Below are 26342 nucleotides of genomic sequence, written 5' to 3'. Positions count from 1 at the left end.
GTTTGCTAGAACATGTTTCAGAAATTCGGTGGGATCCGGCGCGTAAGCTGGTCGGGCCATGAGTACCGTCGCCACCCTCGCACGCCGCGCCACCGCGGGGCCCGCCCAGGGCTTCGCCGTGTGGTCGTCGGCCTGGCTCGCGGGATCGGCGGGCACCGATGAGCTGCTGGCGGCGCTGAGCGAGTGGGCGCCCGTGCAGTCCGTCGTCGACGGCGACCTCCCGGACCTGCTCGCCGAGATCCGGGCGCTCGCCCCGCACACCGTCCGGCTGCTGCTGCCCGCGCCGGGCGACGCGCGCGGGCTCCCCGCCGGGACGGATCTCGAACAGGCGGCGATGGCGCGGGGCGAGGTCGTCGTGTTCGACGGAGCGTCCTCGTCGATCGCCCTGGTTCCCACGCCGGAGGCCGCGGACGTGATGCGCTGGCAGGCCTTCCTGCACGAACCCGCCCTCGTGGACCCCGACCCGATGCCGCTGGGCGGCGCCGAACAGGAGTTGCGCGGCGCGGTCCGGGAGGCACCGTCTGCGCTGGCGGGCCTGCCGCCCGCGCCCGACGCGTCCGACGACCCCCGGCGCCTCGTGATGGACTTGACCCGATACCTCGGCGCCCACCGGCTGCCGCTCAGCGCGTCCGAGCGCGCGCACCGCGTGCTCGACAGCGCCGGGATGGTCGAGGCGATCCTGCTGGTCGCGGGCACGGAGAACCCCTACGCCGGCCTCACGCTGGCGTCCGCCCAGGGTGGCGACGCCGCGTACCGGGACCTGTGGCGCACCGTCCGCGCCGCCCGGGTGGCCGCGGTCAATGCCGTCTGCCGCGACGAACTACGCGGTTGAGCCGACGGATCAGGCCGGGCCGACCCACCATCCGGTGGTGAGGTCCGCCAGCACGACCGGTACTCGCTGCATGAGCCGCCCGCGCGCCGCCAGCTCGGGGAAGGGCGTCGCGAGGAGCGCCCTCGTCTCCGCGGGGTGCCGCTGGATCGCCGCGGCGTACTTGGGCGCGAGCTCGTCGGCGATGAACTTCCAGCGCGGCGCCCGATCGGCCCAGTTGAAGGCCGGCAGGGGCGCGCGGACGCGCACCGGCCCCGGCTCGATCCGCACGTCGATCGGCGCGTAGTTGCCGGGCGCCGGTGTGTCGGGTACGGCCGGCTTCCCCGCCAGCGTGGTCACGTACGACATCACCCGCCCCATCACGCCGCGCCCCGCCGACGTGACGTCCCACTGGTCCGCGACGATCTGGTTCTGCTCGCGCGAGGCCATGCGGACCAGCGCGTCGGTCAGCCGGGCGGGCGTGTTCGCGGCGACGGAGTCCCAGGCTCGCCGCATGTTGTCGTCCATGAGCCCGGCCCGGGCGTACTCGCCGATCGCCTCCGCGCCGCCGTCGAGGTAGGCCTCGTGCATCGGCACCATGTCGATGAAGATGTGCTTCTGCATGATCAGGAGCCGCTGGATGTACCAGCGGAGGTCCGCGTCGGTGAGTCCCGGTCCACGGGTCACGAGTAGTCGGACGTCCGCGGGCAGGGCGGAGAGCACCTGCTGCGGCCCGACGGCGTTCACGACGCCGCCGATCGCCGTCGCCAGCGTCCCCACACCGGGGACGCTCATGATCGACGCGACATCGTCGAGGTCGTAGAACCCCGCCGCGAAGGACACGCCCGCGATCCCCGCCATGCCCGCCCAGTACAGCTCGGGCCGCTCCCGCGCGAGCCCGAGGTAGTTGATGTAGACCTTGTCGACGTTCCCGCGGTTCGGGCCGAGCCCGAGGGCGGGGTCCCACTTCGCGAGGTCGATGCCGGCCCGGTCTGCGCCCCGGACCAACCAGTACTGATGCAGGAGCGTCGCGTACCGCTGCGGACTCGCACCCGAGCGACGGGCCGTCGCGAGGAGGGGCTCCAGCTCGGCGCGGGTGTCGGGTAGCGCGGCAGCGATTCCACCCGCCGACTCGCCTTCGCCGTTCGTCACCCGGACGTCGAGGAACGACGGTGCGGCCGCCGCGGGCGCCGAGGGGGCAAGGGTCGCGCACCCGACGATCAGAGCCAGGACCGCGACAAGAGTCCTCGCGCGTAGGTCGTTGCTTCGCCGCGGAACATGCATGGACCGACTCCTTCGGGTGCGCCGTCGCGGGCGATCACCGGTGGACCACCAGCGCCAGTGTGACAACGCTCGTTGTCATCAATAGCACGCCGCAGCACAGCCCCGCTTGCAATCAGTGAAGCCCGTGGCGCACCGGGACCGGTCGTCTCCTGACAATGGTCAGGAGCAGGAGTCGTTCCACCACCTGCCGGCCTCGGCGATCCACGGCACAGTGGCCGGCCGATCCGCGCCGCGCGGCCAGTTCATGGTGACCGTGCCGGTGAGCCCCGAAACCCGCACGGAGATCGTCGGTACCATCCCGTTCGTGCGGAAGAACCAGGCCTCCTGCTTCTCGGCACGCGCGAAGTCGTCGAGGTTCGTCACGGCCCGGCAGCGCACCGAGAGCAGCGTCCAGGCCACATCGAAGCGACTCTCCTTGAGCATCCGAAAGAAGTCGAGTGCGGTCGCCTGCAGATCCTGGCCGCTGGTGACGGGCGCGCTCGGCGCCGAGGGGATCTCGGTCCGCCAGGACGGTACGAGCAGCGAGGAGGTGCCGCAGCCGGACCCGCACGACGCGACGATCGCCACCGCGGCCACCGCCCGCAGACCGCGCGACCTGCGGCTCACGCCCGGTTCGGGCGCCGGACCGCCGGGCAACAGCCCTCGACGCAGGCGGCACCGTCGACGCTGACACCGAGCCCTGACGACCGGCCCGCGTCCGCATCGTCGACCAGATCCGCGACCATGGTGGCGAACCGCGGGTCGTGGATCGGGGTGGCGGCGCGGGCGAAGGGAATGCCTAGCTCGGCCGCGAGGTCGCGGGCCTCCGTATCGAGGTCCCAGATCACCTCGAGGTGATCGGAGATGAAGCCGATCGGCACGACCGCGACGCCGGGAACCCGCTCGTCCCACAGGGCCTGGACGTGGTCGCAGATGTCGGGCTCGAGCCACGGCACCTGGGGCGGGCCGGACCGGGACTGCCAGACCACGTCGTGCTCCAGGCCGAGCCGGGCGGCGACGTTCGCGGCGGCGTCCCGAACCTGCTGCGAGTACAGGTTCGACACCCCGGGCGGTCCGGCGTTGACGTCCGCGGACTCCGGGATGGAGTGCGCTGTGAACACCAGACGCGAGCCGGCCGGCACCGTCTCCAGCGCCGCGGCGGCGGCGTCCGCGAAGCACTCCAGGAACAGCTCGTGATCGTGGAACTGGGGCAGCTTCGTCAACCGCGGGGCACCCGGGCCGACGGCAGCCAGCGCTCGGGCGATGTCCTCGTCGTACTGCCGGCAGCCGGAGAAGCCGCCCCACGCCGAGGTGGCGAAGACGAGCGCGTCGCGCACGCCGTCGTCCTTCATCCGGGCGACGGCGTCCTCGACCATGGGGTGCCAGTTCCGGTTCCCGAAGTACACGGGCAGCTCCCGGCCCCGGCGACCGAACTCCGCCTCGACGGCGGCGATCAGCGCACGGTTCTGCTCGTTGATCGGCGAGACGCCGCCGAACCGCAGGTAGTGCTGCTCGACGGCGTCCAGGCGCTCGGGTGGTACGCCACGACCACGGACGACGTTCTCGAGGAACGGCCGCACGTGGTCGGGGTGTTCGGGCCCTCCGAAGGAGAGCACCAGCAGCGCGTCGTGGGTCACGACTGCGCGTTGATCATTTCCTCCGGGAACCAGGTGTTGTGGCTGGCGCCGCCGTCGACGTAGACGATCGAGCCGGTGGTGCCGGGCAGCCAGTCCGAGAGCAGTGCGCAGATGCTCTTGCCCACGACCTCCGGGTCGTCGACGTTCCAGCCGATGGGCGAGGCGCCGTCCCAGTACTGGTTGAGCATGTTGAGCTTCTTGGCGTCGTCGGTCGCGGTGCCCGAGATCGCCTTGGCCGCAAGGGTCTTGATCGGGCCGGCGGCCACGAGGTTGGACCGGATCTTCTTCGCGTAGCCGACCTCGCGGGCGACGTAGCGGTTCACCGACTCGAGTGCCGCCTTCTGCACGCCCATCCAGTTGTAATCGGGCATCGCGGTGCGGGGATCGAAGTCCATGCCCACGATGGAGCCGCCCTCGTTCATGACGGGGAGCACGGCGCGCGCGAGCGAGGCGTAGCTCCAGGCGGAGATCTCGAAGGACTTCGCCACGTCGGGGCCGGGGCCCTCGAGGAAGGGCACCGCGTCCGGGCCCATGAGGGTGCGCGGCGCGAAGGCGATCGAGTGCAGCACACCGTCGATGCCCTGTGGCGCGAGCTCGCGGACCTTGTCGGCCAGGGTGCCGAGGTACTCCTCGTCGGTGATGTCGAGCGGGATCGCGGGCGGCACCTCCTGCGGCAGACGCTTGGCGATGCGGTCGATCAGGCGGAGCCGATCCGGGATGCCGGTGATGATGACCGTGGCGCCCTGCTCCTGGGCCACCTTGGCGGCCGAGAACGCGATGGAGGCATCGGTGATGATGCCGGTGATCAGGATGGTCTTGCCTTCGAGCAGTCCGGTCACGGACGTGCCTCCTTCAGGTTTCGGGTGCTGCTGTGCTGATTCGACGGTGCGCCGTCGGCGCGCGGAACGGGCCTAGTGGCCCATGCCGAGGCCCCCGTCGACGTTGATGACATTGCCGGTGACGTAGGCGGAGTCGTCCGAGGCGAGGAACGAGACCACCGCGGCGACCTCCTCCGGCTGGCCGATGCGCTTGGCCGGGATGCCCTGCTTGATGAGCGGCTCGGTCATGTCGGCGGGGAGCTCGCGAGTCATGTCCGTGTCGATCAGGCCCGGCGCGATCACGTTGGCCGTGATGTTGCGGGAAGCCATCTCGCGGGTGACCGAACGGGCGAGACCGACCACGCCGGCCTTCGACGAGGCGTAGTTGGCCTGGCCGCCGGTGCCGGCGAGGCCGACGACGGAGCCGAGGTAGATGAACCGGCCCCAGCGCTTCTTGAGCATGTCGCGGGTCGCAGCCTTGGTGACCCGGAAGGCGCCGGTGAGGTTGGCGTTGATGACCTTCTCGAAGCTCTCCACGCTCATGCGCATGACCAAGGTGTCCTCGGTGATGCCGGCGTTGGAGACGACCACCTCGACGGGGCCCTGGTGCTCGGCGACGGCCTTGAACGCGGCCTCGACGGAGTCGTTGTCGGTGACGTCGCACTGCACGCCGAACAGGCCCCCGGGGGCGCCGGAGCCGCGGTGCGTCACGGCCACCTTGTGGCCGTCGGCGGCCAGGCGCTGTGCGATCGCGAGGCCGATACCGCGGTTACCGCCCGTGACGAGGACGGACCGGGGCGTGAATTCAGATGTCGACATGGAAGACAACGTATCAATCGCCCGCGCGAGCGGGGAAATCTCCGGGTATCCGGCAGCGTGTCACGGCAACCGCCGGTTGTACGCCACGGCGCCCGCCGCGCCCAGGACGAGCAGCACCGTGCCCCAGAGCACCCAGACCCGGGAATTGTCGCCCTTCTGCATCTCCCAGCCGATCTCGTCGCGCAGCGTGCCGTACGCCTCGTTGAGGTCGCTCAGCGACGACGCGGAGAAGAACTGGCCGCCCGAGAGATCGGCGATCTTCTTCAGGGAGGCGTCGTCGACGGGGACGGGGATGTTCTGCCCCTCGATGTTCACCGTGCCACCCGGCGTGCCGAAGGAGATGGTGGAGATGGGGATCCCCTCCTCCTTGGCCTTGCGCGCCGCGGTGAAGCCGCCGCGAGGATCGTCGAGGTCGGTCGGCACCGTCTGCTTACCGTCCGATTCCAGAATGATCCGGGCCGGCGGCGCGTTGTCCTTGCCGCCCAGCACGTCCCGGATGTTCTTGATCGACTGGATCGCCGCGTAGATCCCCTCGCCGGTCGCGGTGCGCTGCGCGAGGTCGAGATGGTCGATCGCGTTGGTCGCCAGCGACCGATCCGGCGTCGGCGAGACCAGCAGCTGCGCGGTGCCGGCGAACGACACGATGCCCAGATTCATCCCGGCGGGCAGTTCTCCGACGAACTTCTTCGCCGCCTCCTTGGCCGCGTCGAGCCGGTTGGGACTGACGTCGGTGGCCTGCATCGACAGGGAGGTGTCGATGACGAGCACGACCGTCGCCTTGCTGCGCGGCACCTTCCGCATGGCCTGCGGCCCCGACAGGGCGACCATCATGAGGATCAGGCCGATGCTGAGCAGTGCGATGGGGACGTGCCGCCACCGGTTGCGCCCGGGCGGCGCCACCGAATCGAGCACCGACATGTTCGCGAACTTGAGTGCACGCTTCTCGCGGCGCCGCTCGTTGTAGACGTACCCGGCCACGATGGCCAGCACCACGAGGATGCCCAGCAGCCAGATCGGCGTGGCGAGCGAGGTCAATCCGCCCATCTAGGAAGCACCGGCCAATCCACGTCGGCGCGCGGCGACGAACCGCACGATGTCGGCCAGCCAGTCGCGGTCGGTGCGCAGCTCGAGGATCGGCGCGCCCACGCCGCGCAGCGTTCGGGCGACCTGCGCACGGTGCGCCTGCGCGGCCGCAGCGAACCGCTCCTGCAGGTCGGGGGTGACGGTGAGCTCGCGCACGGCACCGGATTCGGCGTCACGCAGAGCGATCTCGCCGACCGCGGGGAGCTCGACATCACGGGGGTCCAGGACCTCGACAGCCAGCACCTCGTGCCGGGCGGCCAGCCCGCGCAGCTCGCGGACGTAGTCCACGTCGCCGAGGAAGTCGCTGATCACCACGATCAGGCCGCGCGGCTGCTCGGGCCGGCGCAGCGCGTCGAGCGCGATGCGCAGGTCACCGCGCGTGCCCTCGACCGCGCGGGGAGCCGTCGCGATCGCCTTGAGCACCTTCTGCCGCTGCGCGCGACCGGACTTGGGCTGGACCCGCACGAGCTGCGCGCCGTTGGTCACGAGGCAGCCGACGCGGTTCGCGGCGCCGCTGACCAGGTGCACGACCGCGGCCGACGCGGCCACGGCGAGGTCCCGCTTGGTTCCACCGGTGGACCCGAAGTCCATCGACGCGGACAGATCGACCACGATCCAGGTCTGCAGCTCGCGGTCGGCGATCATCTGCCGCACGTGCGGATGCGTGGTGCGGGCAGTGACGGACCAGTCCATCAACCGGACGTCGTCGCCCGGCGTGTACGGGCGAGACTCCCCCGGCTCGGAGCCGGGACCGGGCAGCAGGCCCTGGTGATCGCCCTTGAGGACACCGTCGAGCCGACGCCGCACGAGCAGTTCGAGCGTCTTGAGCGACGCCTGCATGCGGGACTCGTCGACCTCGCCGCCGGCGAAGCTCGGGAGCGGGGCGTGCGGCATCGTCAGACCTGGGGCTGGTGCGCGGGCACGAACTGCTGCGGCGCCTGCTGCTGCGGCATCGCCTGGCCCACGACCTGCGGCAGTGCAACGGTCTGCAGGACCCGGCCGATCGCCTGGTCGGCGGTCACCTCGTCGGCCAGCGCGTCGTAGCTCATGACCAGACGGTGCCGGAGCACGTCCGGGATGATCTCGACGACGTCCTGCGGGACGACGTAGTCGCGACCGCGGAGCAGCGCGAGGGCGCGCGCGGCGGCGACGATGCCGAGGGTCGCACGCGGCGAGGCGCCGTAGGTGATCCAGGAGGCGACGTCGTCGAGCCCGAACTCGCGGGGCGTGCGGGTAGCGGCGATCACGCGGACCACGTAGTCGACGAGGGCGTGATGCACGAAGACCTCGCTCGCGGCGCGCTGCAGGCGCTGCACGGTCGCGGGGTCGAGCACCTGGGACGGGATGGGCGGGGTGGTGCCCATCCGGTAGACGATCTCCCGCTCCTCCTCGATCGAGGGGTAGCCGACGACCACCTTGAACAGGAAGCGGTCGCGCTGCGCCTCGGGCAGCGGGTAGACGCCCTCGTTCTCGATGGGGTTCTGCGTCGCGAGCACCAGGAAGGGATCGGGCATCGGGTAGGTCTTGCCGCCGATGGACACCTTCCGCTCGGCCATCACCTCGAGCAGCGCCGACTGCACCTTCGCCGGAGCGCGGTTGATCTCGTCGGCGAGGAGGAAGTTCGCGGAGACCGGGCCGATCTCGGTGTCGAACTGCTCCTTGCCCTGCCGGTAGATGCGCGTACCGACGAGGTCGGAGGGCACCAGGTCGGGCGTGAACTGGATGCGGGAGAAGGAGCCGCCGACGACCGTCGCGAAGGTCTCGACGGCGAGGGTCTTCGCGACACCCGGGACGCCCTCGAGCAGCACGTGGCCCTTGGCGAGCATGCCCACGAGGATGCGCTCGACCAACTGATCCTGGCCCACGATCACGCGCTTGACCTCGTACACGGCCCGCTCCAGCAGCTTGACCTCATCGGTCGAGGCGGCACCGCCCGTCCCGTTCTCCAGCCCCTGAGAATGCGTCACGCAAGACCCCTTCGTCGTCGTTCCCCCGGCCCGCGCGGGCCCGTCCGATCCGGGCCGTCGCGGCCCACTCCCACGAGAGTACGCAATCGTCGGCGGTCAGCTGTTGATCACGCGGACGCCCTGCGACAGGAAGGTCGAGGCGTCGAAGGGCGCGATCCGCACGGCGCCGCCGGACTGCGGCGACTCGAGGATCTGGTTGTTGCCCAGGTACATGGCGACGTGCTGCGTGCCGCCGGGACCGCGGAAGACCATGTCGCCGCGCTTGAGCTGGCTGATCGGGACCTTGTTTCCGGTCGTGTACTGGTACCCGGAGTACTTGGGCAGCGCGATGCCGACGGCCGCGTACATGTAGGCCATCAGGCCGGAGCAGTCGAAGCCGACGCGGTTGAAGTCCCCGTAGCTGTCGGCGACGCCGCCGTCGCGGACGCCCTTCGTCGCGCCGTTCCAGCTGCCGCCGCCCCAGGCGTACTGCACGCCGATGACCGACATGCCCCGCTGGATCACGGTCTCGATCATCTGCGCGCCGCTCTGGCCGGCTGCGCTGGTGGCCGCCTGTACGGCGGGTGCTGCAGCGGCCGGGGTCGCCTGCCCCGTCACGGCGCCGAACGGGTTGGTGAACAACGACGATGCCTGGCCGACGATGCCCTGTGCGAAAGTCCGAGCCGCGGCCAGCGGATCCGCGGAGTCGACGGTGCCCGCCTGCGCGGGAGCCGCTGCGGCCGGCGCGGCCTGGGCCGCGGGTGCCGCCGCCGCGGCGGGAGCCGCGATCTGCTGAGTCTGCTGCTCGTCGACGACGTACTGCGCGTAGATCTTCTGCTGCGCGGCGCGGTCGTCGGCGCGCTTGGCCTCGTCGAGAGCCCGCTGCGCGAGAGTGCGCTGGGCCGTGAGCCTTGCCTGCTCCTGCTCCTGGGTGCCGAGCGCAGCCACCGTCGTGGTGATCGAGTCCTCGGCGGTCTTCTTCCGCTCGACCGCGGCAGCGGCGGCGGAGTCGGCCTGCACCTTGGCGGCACGGGCGGCGGTACGGGAAGCCTCGGCGCGGACCTTCGCGGCCTGCAGGTCGCCCAGCGCGACACGCTGCTTGTCCGCCACGATCCGCAGGGTCGTCGCGCGGTCCACGGCGACGCCGGGGTCGGCACCACCGAGCGTGTTGACCAGTGCGCCGGCGCTGTTGCCCTGCTCGTACGCCGCGCGCACGACGGTGTCGAACGTGTCCTGGGCCGACTTGATCCGCGTGTTCGACTCCGTCACCGCGGTCTCGGACACCTTCACTGCGCCGGTGGCGGCACGCGCAGCGTCCTGCGCGGACTGCAGGTCCACGACGGCGCGATTGACGGACTGCCGCTTGGTCGCGACATCTCCACGCAGGTCGGCGATGCGCTGGTCGGCCTGCGCGATGCGGTCGACCAGGGCGGCGACGACGTTCGCGGGGTTCGCGTTGTCGCCGCCGGGCTCGGCCATGGCGGAGCCGGTGGCCGCAACGGTCCCGACCATCAGCGAACCGGTGGCGACGACCGCGAGCAGCGACCGCGCAGCGATGTTCGTGGCGGGGTGTGCCGTACGCCTCAAGGTGTCTCCCTCAACTCAAGACTCGTTCAGACCCGATGAGTACGCGTGTGCAACACGCACAACATTGGCTTCAGACGTACCGTACGGCACTTTCACAACAATAGAAAACAGTAATCACAAACTACACACGTGTGACTTCCCGGAAAGCAGCACTGAACTGCATCGATGATGCAATCGATGAACTATTTCGAATCGGACACCGGCCGCGAATCACACAGCTGGAATTTCGAATGAATGTGCGCTATTCGTTCGACGGAGCGGCCGCGGCGCCATTCTTTTCGACGGTGCTCACCACTCCGGCCGGCGCTGCAGCGGCCCGGCGGGCGGCGTCGACCGCGCGGCTGCGGGTGCGAGTCACAGACCGGGCCACTCCGGCGAGCGCCGCGACGAACACGATGAGGGCGACCGTGACGGCCGTCCACGGAAAGGTGGCGTCGTGCGCGACGTCCACGAAGTCCTGCGTGGCCTTGGGCGGATTGTTGAGCGCGAGGCGGCCGGTGTGGCCGTCCTGCCCCTTCTCGATCTGGAACCGGCTCAGCTGCGTCGAGTACCCGGCCACCTGATTGGGCGACATCACCAGGATCGTCATCGCGTCCTCGCCCTTGGCCTTCATGTCCTTGCCGACCTGGGTTCCGAGGTCGCGCAGCGAGGTGTCCGGGTCGTAGTCGTGCGCGAGGACGACCACCTTGAAGTTCTCGATGCCCTTGGCCCGGGCGTCACGGACGACGGCGACGAGCGCGGGCACCGAGTCCTGGTGGGCCGGACTGAGGACGGCGACGCCGTCGTGCGCGAGGTCCGCCTCGAGGGCCGACAGGTCGACGTCGGCGGGTACGGCGGTGATGATCGGCACGGGCCCCATGGCCCTCACAGTACGACACGCCCACGGCCGCGCCCGGAACGAGGCAGAATGAGCTGCGTCCCGCGAGGTTCAGCCCAATGACCTCTCACAGGACAAGCGTACTGTATTATCGGTTTCAGGCACCGACACAGCCCGTCGGTGCACACCACAAACGTTGAGTGGAGCTGACGTGAGCAAGAGCATCGATTCCTTCTCGTCGCGCGGCACGCTCGAGGTGGGCGATCAGTCGTACGAGATCTTCCGCCTCAGCGCCGTGCCCGGCACCGAGAAGCTGCCCTACGCCTTGAAGGTCCTCGCAGAGAACCTGCTGCGGACCGAGGACGGCGCGAACATCACTACCGATCACATCAACGCCCTGGCGAACTGGGATCCCTCGGCCGAGCCGAGCGTCGAGATCCAGTTCACGCCGGCGCGCGTGATCATGCAGGACTTCACGGGTGTCCCGTGCATCGTCGACCTCGCCACCATGCGCGAGGCTGTCACGGCGCTCGGCGGCGACCCGAACAAGGTCAACCCGCTCTCCCCCGCCGACATGGTCATCGACCACTCGGTGATCCTCGACGTCTTCGGCACGGCCGACGCGCTGGAGCGCAACGTCGACCTCGAGTACCAGCGCAACGGCGAGCGCTACCAGTTCCTGCGCTGGGGCCAGGGCGCCTTCGACGACTTCAAGGTCGTCCCCCCGGGCATGGGCATCGTCCACCAGGTCAACATCGAGTACCTCGCGCCGGTCGTCATGACCCGCAACGGCCAGGCCTACCCGGACACCTGCGTCGGCACCGACTCCCACACCACGATGGAGAACGGCCTGGGCGTCCTGGGCTGGGGCGTCGGCGGCATCGAGGCCGAGGCGGCCATGCTGGGCCAGCCGGTCTCCATGCTCATCCCGCGCGTCGTCGGCTTCAAGCTCACCGGTGAGATCCAGCCGGGCGTCACCGCGACCGACGTGGTGCTCACGGTCACCGACATGCTGCGTCAGCACGGCGTCGTCGGCAAGTTCGTCGAGTTCTACGGCAAGGGCGTCGCCGAGGTTCCGCTGGCCAACCGCGCCACGCTGGGCAACATGAGCCCCGAGTTCGGCTCCACCGCCGCGATCTTCCCGATCGACGGCGAGACCATCAACTACCTGCGCCTGACCGGCCGCACCGACGAGCAGCTCGCGCTCGTCGAGGCGTACGCCAAGGAGCAGGGCATGTGGCACGACGCCGACCGCGAGCCCGCGTACTCGGAGTACCTCGAGCTCGACCTCGGCACCGTCGTCCCGTCGATCGCCGGCCCGAAGCGTCCGCAGGACCGCATCCTGCTGTCGGAGTCGAAGACGGCCTTCCGCAAGGACATCCACAACTACGTCGAGCAGAACAACCCGGCGCCGCACACCCAGCTCGACGAGGCCATCGAGGAGTCCTTCCCGGCCTCGGATCCCGCCAAGCTCAGCTTCGCGGACGACGGTGCCGTCAACGTCCAGTCGGCCGCCAACGGCGCCGAGGGCCGTCCCTCCAAGCCGGTGACCGTGACCGGTGAGCGCGGCACGTTCGTGCTCGATCACGGCGCGGTCGCGGTCGCGGGCATCACCTCCTGCACCAACACCTCGAACCCGTCGGTCATGCTCGGCGCGGCGCTGCTCGCACGTAACGCCGTCAACAAGGGCCTGACCACCAAGCCCTGGGTCAAGACCAACATGGCTCCCGGCTCGCAGGTCGTCACCGACTACTACGAGAAGGCCGGCCTGTGGCCGTACCTCGAGAAGCTCGGCTACTACCTGGGCGGCTACGGCTGCACCACCTGCATCGGCAACACCGGCCCGCTGCCGGACGAGATCAGCAAGGCCGTCAACGACGAGGACCTGACCGTGGTCGCGGTGCTCTCGGGCAACCGCAACTTCGAGGGTCGCATCTCCCCCGACGTCAAGATGAACTACCTGGCCTCGCCGCCCCTGGTCATCGCGTACGGCCTCGCCGGCACGATGGACTTCGACTTCGAGACCGATTCGCTGGGCAAGGACAACGACGGCAACGACGTCTACCTCAAGGACATCTGGCCCTCGGCGCAGGAGATCGACGACACGATCAAGAACGCCATCAGCCAGGACATGTTCCGCAAGTCCTACTCGACCATCTTCGCCGGTGATCACCGCTGGCAGAACCTGGACACCCCCGAGGGCGACACCTTCCAGTGGGACGAGGACTCGACCTACGTCCGCAAGGCGCCGTACTTCGACGGCATGACGATGGAGCCCGCGCCGGTCACCGACATCTCGGGCGCCCGCGTCATGGCGCTGCTGGGCGATTCGGTCACCACCGACCACATCTCCCCCGCCGGCCCGATCAAGCCCGGCACCCCGGCGGCGCAGTACCTCGACTCGCACGGCGTGGCCCGCAAGGACTACAACTCGCTGGGCAGCCGGCGCGGTAACCACGAGGTGATGATCCGCGGCACGTTCGCGAACATCCGCCTGCAGAACCGCGTCCTGGACACGATCGGCCTCGAGGGCACGCAGGGCGGCTACACCCGCGACTTCACCCAGGAGGGCGGCCCGCAGTCGTTCATCTACGACGCGTCGCAGAACTACCAGGCCGCCGGCATCCCGCTGGTCGTCCTGGGCGGCAAGGAGTACGGCTCGGGCAGCTCGCGCGACTGGGCGGCCAAGGGTACGAGCCTGTTGGGCGTCAAGGCCGTCATCGTCGAGTCCTTCGAGCGCATCCACCGCTCGAACCTGATCGGCATGGGCGTCGTCCCGCTGCAGTTCCCGCAGGGCGAGTCCTGGAAGACCCTCGGCCTCGACGGCACCGAGACCTTCGACATCGCGGGCATCACCGAGCTGAACAACGGTGTCACCCCGAAGACGGTCCACGTGACGGCCACCAAGCTGGACGGCACCAAGGTCGAGTTCGACGCGGACGTCCGCATCGACACCCCCGGTGAGGCGGACTACTACCGCAACGGCGGCATCCTGCAGTACGTGCTGCGGAACATGGTCAACAGCTGATCGAAGATCGTCGACCACGAGTGACGGCGGGTCCGGCCCCTGCGGCCGGGCCCGCCGTCCCCGTTCCATCAGGAGCATCCATATGCCCAAGGTGAGCGATGACCACCTCGCCGCGCGCCGCCGTCAGATCCTCGACGGTGCGCGGACCTGCTTCGCCGAGTACGGCTACGACGGCGCCACGGTGCGCCGCCTCGAGGCCGCGACCGGACTGTCGCGGGGCGCGATCTTCCATCATTTCCGCGACAAGGACGCGCTGTTCCTGGCGCTGGCCCGCGAGGACGCGGAGCGGATGGCCGACATCGCGGCCGAGCAGGGCCTGGTCCAGGTCATGCGCGACATGCTGGTCCACCCCGAACGTTTCGACTGGCTCGGGACCCGGCTCGAGATCGCACGGCGACTGAAGAACGACAACGACTTCCGCGCCGAGTGGACCGAGCGCAGCGCCGAGCTGACCGACGCGACGCTGCGGCGCCTGGAGCGGCAGAAGCAACGCGGCCGGCTGCGCGACGACCTGCCCACCGACGTGATCCTCGCCTACCTGGACCTGGTGCTCGACGGCCTGGTGACGCACCTCGCGTCCGGCCGGCCGACGGCGGGCCTGGAGGCCGTGCTCGACCTGGTCGAGGAGAGCGTGCGCCGGACTGAGCCGTAGCCTCGGCCCGCCACCGCGTCCCGGACGGCCACCGTCCTCCGGCCCGCTACCGCCCTCCGGCGGCCTACCGCCCTGCGGGCGGGGTGGCGAACAGGAACACCGCGCCGCCGGGATCCGTGGCCGATCCCATCGTTCCCCACGGCGTCACCTCCGCCGCCCGCAGGATCTGCCCGCCTGCGTCGATGATGCGCTTCGCCGCGGCGTCGGTGTCCTCGACGGTGATGTAGACCTGCCAGAACGACGGCGTACCGTCGCCGAACACGCCCGAGTCGAACAGCGGTGCCGCGTCCATGATCCCGGCGACGCCCTCCTGCGCGCCGGCGGGACCGGCGAGCACCTGGCTGTACCGGTCGGGACCGAACGAGCCCTCCTTGCCGCCGCTGCCGATCTCCTCCAGCGTCCACCCGAAGACCTTGCGGTAGAAGGAGAGCGACGCGTCGTAGCTGCGGCTCATGCAGTCGAACCAGTAGGGCGTGCCGGGGACGCCGCGCTCGACGAAGCCGGCGTGGGTGCCGGGTTCCCAGACGCCGATCGCCGCACCGACGGGGTCGATGACGAAGCCGAACCGACCGAGATCACCGACATCCGATGCGGGGACGATCACGGACGCGCCCGCCTCAACGGCCGCGTCGAGCGAGGCCGCCGCGTCATCGGTGCGCAGGTAGGTGGACCACATGTCGCCCGGCCCGTCCCCGCCGTCCCTCGCGCCCATCAGGCCCGCGACGCGGTTGCCGTTCACGCGGAAGTTCCGGTACCCGCCGAACTCCGGGTTGGGCGGCTCGGCCTCCCAACCGAACACCGCGCGGTAGAACGCCGCCGCGGCATCGACATCGTGGGTCATCAGGTCGATCCAGACGGGTGCGCCCACCGGCGCCGTGTACTCGGTCATGAGGTCAACGCTTGCACACGGGACCGACAAGTTCCAGAACCGCCGAGAAACCTTGCACTCGCACAGGGCGCGTCAGATCTTGGCCACGCCTCGCGCGTCCCGGTACACCGCGGCCACGCCGCTGGTGGACATCGGCGCGGACTGGATCTTGGCGTCCGAGGCGACGACGGCTTGCAGCGTGATACCGGCGACGAGGAAGTCCGCGACCGACCGACGGGTGTGATCAGCGGAGGTCACGAGTACCGCTCCGTTGCCGAAGCCGTTCTGCCGCATGAGCGCCGCCGTGTTGATCGCGTTGGCCTGCGTGGAGCCGGCACTCTCCTCGGTGTAGATCCGCGTGCCGGACACACCCTGCGCGAGCAGCCACTCCTTCATCGCGGCCGCCTCGGTCTTGCCCGCCTTCGGGGCGCCGCCCGTGACGACGATGGGGAACGCCGGGTACGCCTGGGCGACCGCGAGCCCCTTCGTCAGCCGCTCGACGAGGATCGGCCGCATCGCGCCGTTGTCCTCGAGGCCGAAGCCGAGGATCACGATGGCGGTGCCGGCCGCGACGCCACCCGGGACCTGATCGGTCAGCGGGAAGGTGAGCGCCTTGTTCACATTCGTCATCACGGCGACGACCTTCTGCGCCTGATCGACGGGCATCTGATTGATGGCCGCCTGCGCGCCGGCGGTGTCGCCGGCCGCCTGCCGCTCGAACGCCTGGTTCGTCAGGGACGTCGTCGACGCTGTCGACGTCGACGGTGCCGCCCCCGCCGGCCCGGTGGCCAGGGTGGCGGCCACAGCGACGGCGGCCGTCAGCGAAACGATCGAACGAAAGAAACCAGAGACACGCATGTTGCCCTCCGTGACAAATGAGTCTACCGGTGGGAAACTACACTACTGAGGTGTGTGATGCACATGTGAATAGGAGATCTGTGACCTCCTGCGCCTCGCTACTTGACCGACCAGTCGTCGGTGCCGTCCATCGAGCCGACCTTGAGAGTCAGCGTGCCCGTGGATCCGTTGGCACCCTTGACCGGGCAGGTGAACGACGCACCCGGCTCGACCGCCTTCAAGCCCGTACCGCAATCGATCGTCACGGACTGCTTGACCTGCTGGGTCACCTGCGGCGCGAGCTGCGTTCCGACCGTCGCGAGGTTGTAGAGCTTCTTCGTCGTGACGAAATCGACGTTCATGTCCTTGTCCTTGACGGTGACCTTGACCGGCACCGTGACCTCGCCGAGCTTCGCGTCGCACGTGAACGTCGCGCCGGGCTTCGGCTTGTCGTCCGACTTGTCGCACGTCACCGAGTCGACCTTCTGCCCCAGCTTCGAGTACTCGGTGTTCAACTTGTCGGCGATCTTCGACTCCAGCTTCCCGAAGTCCATCTTCGTCCCGAACATCGAACAGCCCACCATCAACGGTGCGACAGCGGCAAGAGTGACTACACCAGCGATCTTCGTCTTCATGAACCGGACACTAGTCGACCTGAACCCGTCCCGTACACAAGTCCACGCGCGTGCCGCGCGACGTGGCACCGCCCGCGGATCTGTGCTTGAGTGAATCCTGTGGGGGTGGATCGCTGGACGCGTGATCAGGTGTTGGAGCTCGCGCCGGACGTCTCGTCGGCTCGGGCGGGTGAGAAACTGAGCGCGCCCGCGCCCTGGTCGGGCATCGGAACCACGCCGACCGCGGTCTGGGGGCAGTGTCAGGGCAGCGGCAAGCGGCCCTACCAGACCGTCGTGGAGCTCGCGGAACCCGCGTACAAGTGCTCGTGCCCGTCGCGCAAGTTCCCGTGCAAGCATGCCCTCGGCCTCCTGCTGCTCTGGGCCGACGGCGGCGTTCCGGACGCGCAGGAACCCGCTGACTTCGCCGCGACGTGGCTCGATTCCCGCAGCGAACGCCGCGCGCAGGCCGTCGATCGGGCCGCCGCACCCAAAGACCCCGAACGTTCCGCCCGCACGGCGGCCCAGCGCACCGAGACCGTCGCCGGCGGCATCGCGGAACTGCGACTCTGGCTGCTCGACCAGGTGCACGCCGGGCTCTCGGGAATGGACGGTGACGCGTATTCGCGCGTGGATCCCCTGGCCCGCCGACTCGTCGACGCGAAGGCCCCCGGGCTGGCCACCCGGGTGCGGCGCCTGCCGCAGACCGTCGTCGGCGCGGGCTGGCCGGACCGGCTCCTGCGGGAGCTCGGGCTGCTCTGGATGCTCGCCGAGGCCCACACCCGCTTGGACGCACTCCCCGACGAGATCGCCGCCACCGTCCGGCGCCACGTCGGATATCCCGTGGCCTCCGCCGATGTCCTCGCCGGTCCCGCGATCGACGACGCGTGGACGGCGTTGGGGCGCACCGAGACCGTCGAGGAGAACGTTACGACCCGGCGGACCTGGCTGCACGGCCAGGAGACCGGCCGGTGGGCCGTGATCCTCGACTTCAAGGTCCGCGGCGGTCCGTCGCTCCCCCGCCGCCCCGCTGTCGGCGCCACGGAGGTCGGGCCACTCGCCTTCCACCCGGACGGCCTGCGCGCGCTCGTCGCCGGGGACATGGCGGGCCGTCGGCCGGCGGTGGTTCGAGCCGGGGTCACCTGCGAGCGGGCCCGCGCGGATCGCGCCCGACGGTGCGCCGCCGACCCGTGGGTCGTGGACCACCCGGTGCTCCTGGCCGGAACTCCCGCCCACTCGGACACTCCGCACCTGGTCGATCGCGACGGCCTCGCGGTCCCGCTGCGCGTCACGGACGAGGCGTGGTGGACGCTGCTCGCCGTGTCCGGCGGGTCCGAGGTGGTCGTCGCGGGCCTCCTCGACGCGACGGCGTTCGTCCCACTGTCGGTCCTGGCGCACGACAAGGTGGTCGCGCTGTGACCGCCGAACACTGGCCGGCAACTGTGTCCGCGGCGCTGCTCGGCACCGGGACCCGCCGGGCGGAGCGCACGGGCGCCGACCCCGTGATCTCCGGCGCCCTCGCCCGTGTTCCCGCGGACGCACCCCCGAACATCCTGGTCCTGCACACCGCCGCCCTGACCGCAACCGCACTCAATGCCGAAGGCGCCGCACCGATCCGAGGACTCACGCCGCTCCCGGCCGCCGACGAGGACTCGCGCCCGCCCATGCCACGCGCGCTGGCCGGCACCGTCGTCTCCGCGTTGCGCTACTCCGACAGCGAGACCTGGTGCCTCGGCCGCGTCGCCGAGGCCGGGCTGCGCGCGCCGACCGACCTCATCCCCCGCCTCCTGCGCTTCACGGCCGAGCGTCCCGGCGCGGCGGCGCCTGTGAGTACCCTCGTCGGGCCCCGCGGCGCCTGGCTCGCGGCGGCGGCACCGTCGATCGGTGCCCGACTCGACGGGGACCGCCCCGACCCAGCGGACTGGGAAGACGGTTCCGACGAAGCGCGGGCGCGTTACGTGCGTTCCGTCCGCCGGACCGATCCGGCGGCCGCGACCGAGTTGGTCGACGCCGCCTGGAAGGACACACGGGTGGCCGGCCGCGCCGCGCTGCTGCGCGCGCTGGCGGTGATCCCCGCCGGCCCCGGCGACGACGCACTGCTCGAGCGTGCGCTCGACGACCGGAGCAAGGAGGTCCGTGCGGCGGCGCAGGAGGCGCTGGCCGGTGGTGTCGGCACGTCGTACCACCGACGGATGCGCGACCGGGCGCGCGAGCACGTCTCGCTGAGCCGCGGGCTCCTCGGGGGCCTCAAGCTCACGGTCCGCACCCCGGACGGTCTCGACGCGGCGGACACGCGGGACGGCATCGTCGGGCATCGATCCGGGATGGGGCGCACGTGGCGCAGGCAGTGGGCCGACCAGATCACCGCGGCGCTGCCGCTGGCGGACTGGGAGGACCTGCTCGGGGCGGCACCGTCGGATCTCGTGACGGCGCGCGACGACCGGGACGACCTGCTGCCCGGTTGGACCGCCGCCGCCGCGTTCCGCTCCGACCCGCGCTGGTCCGCTGCCCTCGCCACCACCGGGGCGCCCGGCGCGCTCGCGCTGCTTCCCGGCCCGTGGCCGCCCGACCTCGCGGATCGCGTGGGCACGATCCTGTACAGGGCGGCGCAGGGCACCGACTGGCAGCTCGACGAGGGCGTCGACGTGCTGCTCGACGCCGCTGCCGCCCGGCTCCCCGTGGGCCCGGCATCGCCGTGGCCCGACCGGGCCGCACAGATCCTCGCCGCGGCGTCGCCCGTGCGCGCCCGATACTTCGCCGCACTGCCCGAGATCCTCCGCCTGCGCACCGCCATCGAACAGGAGCTGCCATGACCGCCACCCCCACCGGCGACACCGCCGATCTGCTGCGGCCGCACGCCGAGCAGGTGTACGCCGCGGAACTCGCGGCGCTCGCCCAGCAGGATTCGGCGGCGCGCCCCGCCCACTGGCGTCTGTCACCGTCCGCGGTGGTCGACTACCTCTGCGGGACAACGCTTCCCGACGGTTCCGTCGTCACGCCCAAGTACATCGGCCCACGGCGCCTGATGGAGGTGGCCGTCGCGACGCTGGCCACCGACCGTGCGCTCCTGCTTCTCGGCGTGCCGGGCACTGCGAAGACGTGGGTGTCGGAGCACCTCGCCGCGGCGATCAGCGGCGATTCGACGCTGCTCGTCCAGGGCACCGCGGGCACCCCGGAGGAGGCGATCCGGTACGGCTGGAATTACGCCCGGCTCATCGCCGAGGGGCCCAGCCGGGAGGCGCTCGTCCCCTCGCCCATCATGACCGCGATGGCCGAGGGGCGCGTCGCGCGCCTCGAGGAGCTCACCCGCATCCCGTCGGACGTGCAGGACGCTCTCATCACGGTGCTCTCGGAGAAGACGCTCCCCGTCCCGGAGCTGGGAATGGAAGTGCAAGCTGCGAAGGGGTTCTCGCTGATCGCGACCGCGAACGACCGGGACCGCGGCGTCAACGAGCTGTCGTCCGCGCTGCGCCGCCGGTTCAACACCGTGGTCCTCCCCCTGCCCGCGACGGCCGACGACGAGGTGCGGATCGTCTCGCAGCGGGTGGCCTCGCTCGGCCGCGCGCTCGATCTCCCCGAGCTCCCCGCCGCGGCGGACGAGATCCGCCGGGTCGTCACCGTGTTCCGCGAGCTGCGATCGGGGCTCACCGAGGACGGACGGACGAAGGTCAAGCAGCCCAGCGGCACGCTCTCCACCGCGGAGGCGATCTCGGTCATCACCCACGGCACGGCGATGGCGGCCCACTTCGGCGACGGGGTCCTCCGGCCGGACGACGTCGCCGCGTCGATCCGGGGCGCCGTCGTCAAGGATCCGGTCGCCGATGCCGTCGCCTGGACCGAGTACCTCGAGTCGGTCGTCCGGGAGCGGCCGGGCTGGTCGGACTTCTACCGCGCGGCGCGCGAGACACACTGATCCATGACGTCCGCGGCGCAGGAGGCGCAGGTCCACGTCCTCGGGATCCGGCACCACGGCCCCGGCTCCGCGCGGGCCGTCGTGGCGGAACTCGAACGGCTCCGTCCGGACGCGGTACTGATCGAGGGTCCGTCGGACGCCTCGGAGCTGCTCGCGCACGTCGTCGATCCCGACCTCGTTCCGCCCGTAGCGCTGCTGGGGTACGTGGCCGACGATCCCGCGACGGCCGCATTCTGGCCCTTCGGCGTGTTCTCGCCGGAGTGGCAGGCCGCCCGCTGGGCCGTGGGGCACGACGTCCCCGTCGAGTTCTGCGACCTGCCGGCCGCGCAGTCGCTCGCCGCCCTCGGCGCACCGGTACCGGCGGCCGAGTCCGAGCCGGACGGTGCCGCAACGGAACCCGACGACACGAAGCCGGAGCGGGCACCGTCGGACGAGGATGACCTCCGCACCGACCCCATCGCCGCACTCGCAGCGGCTGCGGGCTACGACGACCCGGAGCGCTGGTGGGACGACGTCATCGAATCCCGGGGCGAGGGTGACGTCTTCGAGTCTCTCGCCGAGGCGATGCGCGCGGTCCGCGAGCACGTGGAGGCCGCGCCGGCCGACGGTGCCGAGCCGACCCGCGAGCAGCGGCGCGAGGCGTTCATGCGCAAGTGCCTGCGTGCAGCCCTGAAACGCGACGGGGTGCGCACGGTCGTGGTGGTCTGCGGCGCCTGGCACGTCCCCGCGCTGACGGGCACTCTGCCGACGGCTGCCGCCGACAACCGGATCCTCGCCGGAGCGCCCAAGGTGCGCGCGCGGTCCGCGTGGGTGCCGTGGTCGTACTCGCGCCTGTCCACGGCGTCGGGCTACGGCGCCGGCGTCACGTCCCCGGGCTGGTACCACCACCTGTTCACCACCGAACCCGACGAGGTCGTGGTCCGGTGGCTGACGCTCGTCGCGGAACTCCTGCGCGCGGAGGACGTCCCCGTCTCGTCGGCGCACATCATCGAGGGCGTCCGGCTCGCCGAGACCCTCGCAACGCTGCGCCGCCGGCCGCTCGCGGGCCTCGCCGAGGTCGACGAGGCCACTCTCGCGGTCCTGTGCGACGGTGCGCCGTCCCTCGCCGAGCTGGTCCGGGAGCGGGCCGTCGTCGGCGAGCGGCTGGGCGCGGTGCCCGAGCACCTGCCGGTCGTGCCGCTGCAGGCCGACCTGGACGCGACCGCGCGCACGCTGCGGCTCAAGCCGGACGCCGCGGTCAAGCAGCTCGTGCTCGACCTGCGCAAGTCGAACGACGTGGCGAAATCCCATCTACTGCATCGCCTCCGCATCCTCGGCGTCGAGTGGGGCGATCCGGCGGAGACCACCGGCAAGGGCACCTTCAAGGAGGGCTGGTCGCTGCAGTGGCGGCCGGAGCTCGCGGTGGACGTGGTAGTCGCGTCCATCTGGGGCACGACGGTGCCCGACGCCGCCGTCCGACGCCTTGAGGCACTGGCGGAGGAGGCGACGACGCTCGCCGAGGTCACGGGTGCGCTGGAGATCGCGCTCGTGGCAGACCTCCCGCCCGCCGTGACCCGCCTGCTCCGGGCGATCTCGGACCGCGCGGCGGTCGCGCACGACGTCGACGCGCTGCTGGCCTCACTGCCCGCGCTCGGCCGGACCCAGCGCTACGGCGATGTCCGCGGCACCGACACCGCCGCGCTCGCCGAGGTGTCCTCGGGGCTCCTGCTCCGCGCCTGCGTGGGTCTGCCGTCCGCGGTCACGGGGCTCGGCGACGAGGCCGCCGGCGTCCTGGCGGGACGGGTGGATCAGGTGGAGGAGGTGATCGGGCTTCTCGGCGACACCGACCGGGACCGTTGGTACGCAGCGCTGCTCACGGTCGCCGACCGCCCCGACGTCCACGGCTCCGTCGTCGGCCGCGTGACCCGGCTGCTGCTCGACAGCGGTGCGATCTCCGGCGAGGACGCCGCGCTGCGCCTGCACCGAGCGTTGTCCGCAGGCGCGGACACGACGGCGAAGGCCGCCTGGATCTCCGGCTTCCTCGGCGGCAGCGGCATCGTCCTCGTGCACGATCCTGCGCTCCTCGCCGTGCTCGACGGCTGGCTGCTCTCGCTCGGCGAGCAGGAGTTCGTCGACGTCCTGCCCCTGCTACGGCGGACCTTCGGCGACTTCGACGCCGGTGTGCGGCGCAACCTCGGCGACCGCGTCGTGCGGCTCGGGGACGACCCGGGCACCGTCGACCCCGAGGCCGCGACGCTCGATGCTCGACTGGCCGGACCCGCCGTCGCGACCGCGGCGCTGCTCCTGGGACTGGCGGAGGTGCCCGCATGAACGAACGGGAACGGCGCTGGCGGCTGCTGCTGGGCGCGTCCGCGTCCGGGTTGCCCACGCCGTCCGGGACGGATGCGCGGATCGACAAGGCGCTCGGTGCGCTCTACGACAACGACGGCCGCCGTGGCGGTCTCGGTGCCTCCGCACCGTCCGTCGTGCGCTGGCTCGGCGACATCCGGGAGTACTTCCCCTCGACGGTGGTGCAGGTCGTCCAGCACGACGCGGTCGAACGGCTGGGCCTGCATCAGCTGCTGCTCGAGCCCGAGCTGATGGAGGCCGTGGAGCCGAACATCGACCTCGTCACCACCCTCATCACGCTGGGCCGCGCGATCCCGGAGACCTCGAAGGCGACAGCCCGCGCCGTGGTGCGCAAGGTGGTCGAGGAGGTGGAGAAGCGGATCGCCGACCGGACCCGCGCCACCGTCGGCGGCGCCCTGAACCGGGCGGCGCGCACCCACCGGCCGCGCCTGCGCGACGTCGATTGGAATCGGACGATCGCCGCGAACCTGAAGAACTACCTGCCGGAGCAGCGGACCGTCGTGCCCGAGCGGCTCGTCGGCTACGGCCGGCGGTCCCAGGCCGTGTCGAAGGACATCGTGCTCGCGATCGACCAGTCTGGCTCGATGGCCGCGTCGGTGGTGTACTCCGCGGTGTTCGGGGCGGTGCTCGCCTCGATGCGGTCCGTGCGGACCTCACTCGTGGTCTTCGACACCGAGGTCGTCGACCTCACCGAGCAGCTCGACGATCCCGTCGACGTCCTGTTCGGCACCCAGCTGGGCGGCGGCACCGACATCAACCGCGCGATCGCCTACTGCCAGGGCCTGATCACGCGGCCGCAGGAGAGCATCTTCGTGCTCATCTCCGACCTCTACGAGGGCGGCGTGCGGGAGGAGATGCTCACCCGAGTCGCGCAGATGCAGGCGGCGGGGATCCAGGTGGTGGTGCTGCTCGCTCTGTCCGACGAGGGCGCGCCCTCCTTCGACCGGGAGATCGCGGCGGCGTTGTCCGACATGGGGATCCCCGCCTTCGCCTGCACCCCCGATGCCTTCCCCGACCTCCTCGCCGTCGCCCTCAATCGCGGCGACATCATCCGGTGGGCGGATCGGAACGAGCTCAGCAAGCGCGGGATGTCGGACTGACGGCGGCTCTACGACGCCTCGGGCAGGGCGATCCCCAGCTCGCGGAACACCGCACGGGCACGATCCGGGTAGTCCGTGATCAGGCCGTCCACGCCGTCGCCCAGCAGGGCGCGCATGGTGGCGGGGTCGTTGACGGTCCACGGAACGACTGTGAGCCCGTTGGCGTGCGCGCGCCGGATCAGGGCCGGCGTGGTGAAGCGCACGAAGCCCGCGTCGCCGATCCCGCCGTCCTGCGGGTCACCCTGGACGGGCGACACGGCGGTGAGGCCCGGGATCGTCTCCTTCGCGGCGCGGACCCAGTCGCCCTCGTAGGTGTCCACGTCCAGACCGAGCCAGGGCGATGCGCCGGGCTTCCCGGTCTGCAGGAACTGTTCCCCGTTGGTGAGCGCGATCAGGCCGACTCCGGGCAGTAGTGGTCCGATCTCCCGCAGCGCGGTCCAGTCGAAGCTCTGGATCGTGACCTGCCGTGCCAGGCCCGACCGGCTGATCTCCCCCGCGACCGCCCGCACGAACTCGCCGCGCGGCGCCGTCTCCGACGGTGCCCCTGCCTCCACCTTGGTCTCGATGTTCATCCGCACCGGCGAGCGTCGCGCGCGGACGAGGTCGAAGAGCTCGTGCAGTTCGGGGATCCGCGCGCCGCTCACGACCCGCTGGGTCGCCGCGACCTTCTCGTATCCGCAGTTCATGGTGCGAATCTGAGCGTAGGTCAGGTCGCGCACGTACTTGCCGACGTAGGGGTACTGCGGATCGCCCGGGGTCGCCGGCGCGGTGTCGACGCACTTGCGCGAGTCCACCTTCCGGTCGTGCGTGATCACGACCTTCCGGTCCTTCGTCACCTGCGTGTCCAGCTCCAGGGTCGTGACACCGAGCCGCATGGCCGCCGAGAAGCCCTCGAGCGTGGACTCCGTCTGCAGGCCGAGCCCTCCCCGGTGCGCCTGCAGGTCGACGGTGCGCGGCGCCGCCGGCGGCGTGGAACCCGCCGGCGCGGCCCCTGTCAGCAACGCGAGGGACAGAGACACGACGGACAGGCGGCGCAGGTTCATGCACCGCACGGTAAGCGGCCGCGGTGAACCGGAACTGGCCACTGCGTTACGGGCCGATCAGCCCGACTCTTCGTCAGTGTTTCGAGCGGCACCGAAGGAGCGACGTGCCACCCGCTCCTGTGCATCTCGATAGATCTGCGTGATCCGGCGCTGCAGTTCATCCTTCGGAGGTAGGGCCGTCCAATACTCGGCCACGACGATGCCGTCCTTGTGCATCTCGAGCAGTTCGACCTGTTCCCGGCTCGCTTCGGTGCAGAGGATCAGGCCGAGTGGCGCCTCCTCGTCGTCTCGGCGCTCGTAGCGGTTGAGCCACTTGAGGTACAGGTCCATCTGGCCCTTGAACGCCGGACGGAACTTTCCGACCTTGAGTTCGACCGCGATCAGCCGGCGGAGCGGGCGGGAGTAGAAGAGCAGGTCCAGCGTGAAGTCGTCTTCACCGACCGTCATCCGCTTCTGGCGGGCGACGAAGGTCCACCCGTTGCCGACCTCAAGGAGGAAGGTCTCCATCTCGCGGATGAGCGCCTCTTCCAGATCCCGTTCGGCGTGGACGTCCTTGAGGCCGAGGAAGTCGAGCAGGTACGGATCCCGGAAGCTGTCCAGCGGCACCGCCGACCCGCCCGCGGTCTGCGCGTTCGCGATCTCTCGGCGCTCGAAACCCTGCCTCCCGATCAGCTCTCGGAGCGCACGGACACTGAGTCGCGCATCGAGCGCCTGCTGGACGTAGAAGGCTCTCGCCTCAGCCGAGTACACGGGCAGGAGCACCTTGAAGTGGCTCCAGCTCAATTGTTGCCCCAGCGTGGCCACAATCTGACGGTCTGGAAACACCTGGTCGAAGCGCACCATCCGATGGAGGCTTGACTTGTCGAACCCACGGCCGAAACGCTCCGTCAGTTGTGGCGACAGTGTGGCCACAATCTCCTGAGCGTATTCGGCCCGTTCACCGGCGAGTACCTCCGTCCCGACGAGACAACCGATCTGCCAGTTCATCAGCGTCAGAGCTACGTTCGCCTGCGCCGCGACCGCAGTGCGCGTGTCCTCGATCAAAACCGAGACTTGCTCGAACAGCTCGCCCGAGCCCCTCGCCGCTACCAACTCTCCCATGTCCCCGTCCCTCCGCTGCCGTCCTACGGACGACGCCATCGGGGACGTATGACATGTTTTGC

Annotated in this window: 23 protein-coding genes; 8 read left to right on the top strand and 15 right to left on the bottom strand. The window is 70.6% G+C overall.

The features are described 5' to 3' along the window. Positions 1 to 58: 58 nt before the first annotated feature. Complete coding sequence (locus AXK60_RS03200; protein WP_068569504.1) at positions 59 to 832, top strand: hypothetical protein; 774 nt, start codon at positions 59 to 61, stop codon at positions 830 to 832. Positions 833 to 841: 9 nt separating this feature from the next. Here AXK60_RS03200 and AXK60_RS03195 read toward each other — a convergent pair whose 3' ends face one another. From AXK60_RS03195 to AXK60_RS03150, 10 genes are all read right to left on the bottom strand, one after another. Next, complete coding sequence (locus AXK60_RS03195) at positions 842 to 2092, bottom strand: hypothetical protein (RefSeq protein WP_068982469.1); 1251 nt, start codon at positions 2090 to 2092, stop codon at positions 842 to 844. 159 nt (positions 2093 to 2251) lie between these two features. Next, positions 2252 to 2698: a hypothetical protein gene (locus AXK60_RS03190; RefSeq protein ID WP_139057719.1), complete on the bottom strand. Its 447-nt coding sequence runs from the start codon at positions 2696 to 2698 to the stop codon at positions 2252 to 2254. Next, complete coding sequence (locus tag AXK60_RS03185; protein ID WP_068569501.1) at positions 2695 to 3708, bottom strand: ferrochelatase; 1014 nt, start codon at positions 3706 to 3708, stop codon at positions 2695 to 2697. The genes AXK60_RS03190 and AXK60_RS03185 overlap by 4 nt, the downstream gene beginning before the upstream one ends. Continuing rightward, positions 3705 to 4547, bottom strand: a complete 843-nt coding sequence (inhA, locus tag AXK60_RS03180) for an NADH-dependent enoyl-ACP reductase InhA (RefSeq protein WP_068569500.1) — start codon at positions 4545 to 4547, stop codon at positions 3705 to 3707. The genes AXK60_RS03185 and inhA overlap by 4 nt, the downstream gene beginning before the upstream one ends. Before the next feature lie 72 nt (positions 4548 to 4619). Then, positions 4620 to 5345, bottom strand: coding sequence for a 3-oxoacyl-ACP reductase FabG1 (gene fabG1, locus AXK60_RS03175; protein ID WP_068569499.1), 726 nt, complete (start codon positions 5343 to 5345; stop codon positions 4620 to 4622). A gap of 60 nt (positions 5346 to 5405) precedes the next feature. After that, positions 5406 to 6389, bottom strand: a complete 984-nt coding sequence (locus tag AXK60_RS03170; protein WP_068569498.1) for a VWA domain-containing protein — start codon at positions 6387 to 6389, stop codon at positions 5406 to 5408. Further along, entirely contained in the window at positions 6390 to 7322 is a 933-nt protein-coding gene (locus AXK60_RS03165; RefSeq protein ID WP_068569497.1) for a DUF58 domain-containing protein, read from the bottom strand. A 2-nt stretch (positions 7323 to 7324) separates the two neighbouring features. Further along, positions 7325 to 8482 (bottom strand): AAA family ATPase, encoded by a 1158-nt coding sequence (locus tag AXK60_RS03160; protein ID WP_414929976.1) that lies wholly within the window; start codon positions 8480 to 8482, stop codon positions 7325 to 7327. Between the two features lie 9 nt (positions 8483 to 8491). Next, a complete protein-coding gene (locus AXK60_RS03155) occupies positions 8492 to 9961 on the bottom strand; it encodes a C40 family peptidase (RefSeq protein ID WP_068569495.1) in 1470 nt (489 codons plus the stop codon). Positions 9962 to 10202: 241 nt separating this feature from the next. Beyond that, positions 10203 to 10820, bottom strand: a complete 618-nt coding sequence (locus AXK60_RS03150; protein WP_068569494.1) for an Rv1476 family membrane protein — start codon at positions 10818 to 10820, stop codon at positions 10203 to 10205. A gap of 169 nt (positions 10821 to 10989) precedes the next feature. On the opposite strand from AXK60_RS03150, the gene acnA reads away from it, so the two are divergent. Together acnA and AXK60_RS03140 are read left to right on the top strand one after the other, a co-directional pair. After that, complete coding sequence (gene acnA / locus AXK60_RS03145; RefSeq protein ID WP_068569493.1) at positions 10990 to 13806, top strand: aconitate hydratase AcnA; 2817 nt, start codon at positions 10990 to 10992, stop codon at positions 13804 to 13806. A gap of 82 nt (positions 13807 to 13888) precedes the next feature. Beyond that, the gene (locus AXK60_RS03140; protein WP_068569492.1) at positions 13889 to 14458 is read left to right on the top strand and encodes a TetR/AcrR family transcriptional regulator; all 570 of its coding nucleotides are present in this window, start codon (positions 13889 to 13891) and stop codon (positions 14456 to 14458) included. Positions 14459 to 14522: 64 nt separating this feature from the next. Here the strand turns inward: AXK60_RS03140 and AXK60_RS03135 are convergent, their stop codons facing one another. The 3 genes from AXK60_RS03135 to AXK60_RS03125 all read right to left on the bottom strand — a co-directional run bounded on the left by AXK60_RS03135 (position 14523) and on the right by AXK60_RS03125 (position 16798). Beyond that, positions 14523 to 15347 carry a VOC family protein gene (locus tag AXK60_RS03135; protein WP_068569491.1) on the bottom strand — a complete coding sequence of 275 codons (825 nt, stop codon included), beginning with the start codon at positions 15345 to 15347 and terminating at the stop codon, positions 14523 to 14525. Positions 15348 to 15419: 72 nt separating this feature from the next. Continuing rightward, positions 15420 to 16184 (bottom strand): YdcF family protein, encoded by a 765-nt coding sequence (locus AXK60_RS03130; protein WP_082777758.1) that lies wholly within the window; start codon positions 16182 to 16184, stop codon positions 15420 to 15422. A 98-nt stretch (positions 16185 to 16282) separates the two neighbouring features. Next, a complete protein-coding gene (locus AXK60_RS03125; RefSeq protein WP_082777757.1) occupies positions 16283 to 16798 on the bottom strand; it encodes a DUF4333 domain-containing protein in 516 nt (171 codons plus the stop codon). Between the two features lie 105 nt (positions 16799 to 16903). Here AXK60_RS03125 and AXK60_RS03120 point away from each other — a divergent pair, with 105 nt between their 5' ends. Genes AXK60_RS03120 through AXK60_RS03100 form a run of 5 tightly spaced genes read left to right on the top strand, consistent with a single transcriptional unit; the run spans position 16904 to position 24136 of the window. Beyond that, a complete protein-coding gene (locus AXK60_RS03120) occupies positions 16904 to 18193 on the top strand; it encodes an SWIM zinc finger family protein (RefSeq protein ID WP_231855364.1) in 1290 nt (429 codons plus the stop codon). Then, positions 18190 to 19587, top strand: coding sequence for a DUF5691 domain-containing protein (locus AXK60_RS03115; RefSeq protein WP_139057718.1), 1398 nt, complete (start codon positions 18190 to 18192; stop codon positions 19585 to 19587). The genes AXK60_RS03120 and AXK60_RS03115 overlap by 4 nt, the downstream gene beginning before the upstream one ends. Continuing rightward, positions 19584 to 20687, top strand: coding sequence for an ATP-binding protein (locus AXK60_RS03110; RefSeq protein WP_068569486.1), 1104 nt, complete (start codon positions 19584 to 19586; stop codon positions 20685 to 20687). Before AXK60_RS03115 ends, AXK60_RS03110 begins: the two co-directional genes overlap by 4 nt. Before the next feature lie 3 nt (positions 20688 to 20690). Further along, positions 20691 to 22997, top strand: a complete 2307-nt coding sequence (locus AXK60_RS03105; protein WP_068569485.1) for a DUF5682 family protein — start codon at positions 20691 to 20693, stop codon at positions 22995 to 22997. Next, positions 22994 to 24136 (top strand): VWA domain-containing protein, encoded by a 1143-nt coding sequence (locus AXK60_RS03100; RefSeq protein WP_068569484.1) that lies wholly within the window; start codon positions 22994 to 22996, stop codon positions 24134 to 24136. The genes AXK60_RS03105 and AXK60_RS03100 overlap by 4 nt, the downstream gene beginning before the upstream one ends. Positions 24137 to 24144: 8 nt before the next feature. Here the strand turns inward: AXK60_RS03100 and AXK60_RS03095 are convergent, their stop codons facing one another. Both AXK60_RS03095 and AXK60_RS03090 read right to left on the bottom strand, forming a co-directional pair. After that, positions 24145 to 25179: a glycerophosphodiester phosphodiesterase family protein gene (locus tag AXK60_RS03095; protein WP_068569483.1), complete on the bottom strand. Its 1035-nt coding sequence runs from the start codon at positions 25177 to 25179 to the stop codon at positions 24145 to 24147. A gap of 57 nt (positions 25180 to 25236) precedes the next feature. Then, the gene (locus tag AXK60_RS03090) at positions 25237 to 26280 is read right to left on the bottom strand and encodes a PDDEXK nuclease domain-containing protein (RefSeq protein WP_068569933.1); all 1044 of its coding nucleotides are present in this window, start codon (positions 26278 to 26280) and stop codon (positions 25237 to 25239) included. Between the last annotated feature and the right edge of the window lie 62 nt (positions 26281 to 26342).

Origin of the sequence: Tsukamurella pseudospumae (assembly GCF_001575195.1) — a bacterium.
GTDB lineage: Bacteria > Actinomycetota > Actinomycetes > Mycobacteriales > Mycobacteriaceae > Tsukamurella > Tsukamurella pseudospumae.
Note: the sequence above shows the minus strand (reverse complement) of the source record. Positions and strands in the feature narration are given on the sequence as shown.